The following is a 2,215-nucleotide window of genomic DNA, read 5'->3' on the forward strand; positions in this document are numbered from 1 at the left end:
CAGGTTTGCTGATCACCCTAAGTAGGGCGAGAGCCTTCGAGATGTTAGGGACTTGCGCTTTGATAATGTGCCATCTGGCCGGTCTGGTTCTTCTACAGAGCGATTTTCTGGCTGGGATATTATTCCCACGCAAGTCCCTTACTGTTTACTGATTACTGATAACTGATTTAACCTAGAGTTTCACTGTGTAAGCATCGCGGATACCGGGGACTTTAGTAATTTCCGAGAGAAGACCTTCTGGTAGAGGATCATCGAGACTCAGGGCCATAACCGCATCACCGCGAATAATTTTGCGTCCTACCTGCATACTGGCGATATTGACATTAAAACTGCCTAAAAGTGCGCCAATTTTGCCGATAATACCGGGCATATCCTGGTGAAGGGTGAATAACATATGATTACTCGGTGGCACGTTAATGGGGAACTCATCGAGGTCAGTAATGCGGATTTCTCCAGTACTTAACAGCGCGCCGGTGACGGAATGGGTCCCCATGGAACCATTAGCTTCCAAATGAATCGATCCCGAATAGTCCCGGGTGGAAGCATCCCGGGTTTCGATTACCCGGATACCGCGTTCCTTAGCTTCGATCGCCGCATTAACATAGTTTACCCGTTCCCGGAGGGCTTGGGAAAGTAAACCCTTAATTGCCGCCACCACCAGAGGTTGACTGTCTTTAGTGGCCAATTCTCCCTGTAAACGGACATTTAACGAGTCACAGCGACCTCCTGCCAACTGACTGACGAGATTACCCATAGTTTCCGCTAATTGCAGGTAAGGGCGCAGTTTTTCCATAACATCGGGAGTTAGTCCGGGGATATTAACGGCCGAACGCGCTGGCAAACCGAGGAGGACATCGCGAATTTGTTCAGCCACATCAACAGCCACACCCACCTGTGCTTCCGTAGTCGATGCGCCTAGGTGGGGAGTGAGAATGACGTTAGACAATTCTCTTAATCTAGATTCGCCTAAAGGTTCCTGTTCAAATACATCCAAGGCTGCCCCGGCGATTCTACCGGATTCGAGGGCTTCAATTAAAGCCAACTCGTCGATAATGCCGCCTCTGGAACAGTTAATGATGCGGACCGTGGGTTTCATCTTAGCGAGGGTTTCCCGACCGATGAGATGCTGGGTTTCGGGAGTTTTCGGGACGTGGAGGGTGATAAAATCGGACTCAGCAAAGAGTAGTTCCAGATCCACCAAGGTGCAACCGAGTTGATCGGCGCGTTCTTTGGAAATAAAGGGATCGTAGGCGAGAATTTTCATGCCTAGGGATCTAGCCACTTTGGCGACGTGGGAGCCAATTTTACCTAAACCGACGACTCCTAGGTTCTTTTTATAAACTTCTGTGCCGATAAAGCGATTTCTCTCCCATTTATTCGCTTTTACCGACTGATTGGCATCGGGAATATGACGGGAAAGGGATAACATCATGGCCAAGGCGTGTTCGGCAGCGGCGATCGTGTTACCTTCGGGAGAGTTAACGACAATAATACCCTGACGAGTGGCCGCAGGAACATCGATATTATCGACTCCTACCCCCGCACGGCCGATAATTTGCAGTTTGCTGCCCGCTTCGACGATTTCTTTGGTGACGCGGGTACTGGAACGGAGCATCAGCGCGTCGTATTCGGGGATAATTTGAATGATTTCCTCGGCAGATAGTCCTGTTTTCACGTCCACTTGGGCAACCTGTGACAGAATTTCTACTCCTACCGGATCGATCGAATCGGATACCAGAACTTTGGCCATAATCTTTATAACGTGCTTTTTTCAGTCTACGGGCAAATGCTAGACCAATATTGGTATCTAGCCGCAATAGCCCATTTTAGAAGCAAAGGGTGCAGTCTATGGCAAAATTAGCGAAAAGATTTTAGGTTGTCATTCTTAATTGTCGTCTATGGTGTCGATGTCAGCCTCTTGCCGTTGTCACTGAGATATGGCTAATTTAATCACGGTGGCATTGAGTTTTCCGCTTCTTTTTCTAAGGCTTTTTCTAGGGCTGCCATTGCTTCTGTTTGAAAATTTATAAGTAGCTGATTATAATTAAATTAAAAATGGATTTTAGGTTCGATCCCCCCTGCCCCCCTTGATAAGGGGGGTGCCGATAGGCGGGGGGCTCTGAAAGTTTTTAATACCTACCTACTTAAAAATGGATTTTAGGTTCGATCCCCCCCGCCCCCCTTGATAAGGGGGGTGCCGATAGGCGGGGGGATC

1 protein-coding gene is annotated in these 2,215 nt (G+C 48.5%); it reads right to left on the reverse strand.

The features are described 5' to 3' along the window. Nucleotides 1–172: 172 nt before the first annotated feature. Entirely contained in the window at nt 173–1,750 is a 1,578-nt protein-coding gene (serA, locus tag O9324_RS24740; protein ID WP_002769291.1) for a phosphoglycerate dehydrogenase, read from the reverse strand. Nucleotides 1,751–2,215 lie beyond the last annotated feature (465 nt).

This window comes from Microcystis sp. LE19-84.1B, assembly GCF_027531875.1.
Taxonomy (GTDB): domain Bacteria; phylum Cyanobacteriota; class Cyanobacteriia; order Cyanobacteriales; family Microcystaceae; genus Microcystis; species Microcystis panniformis.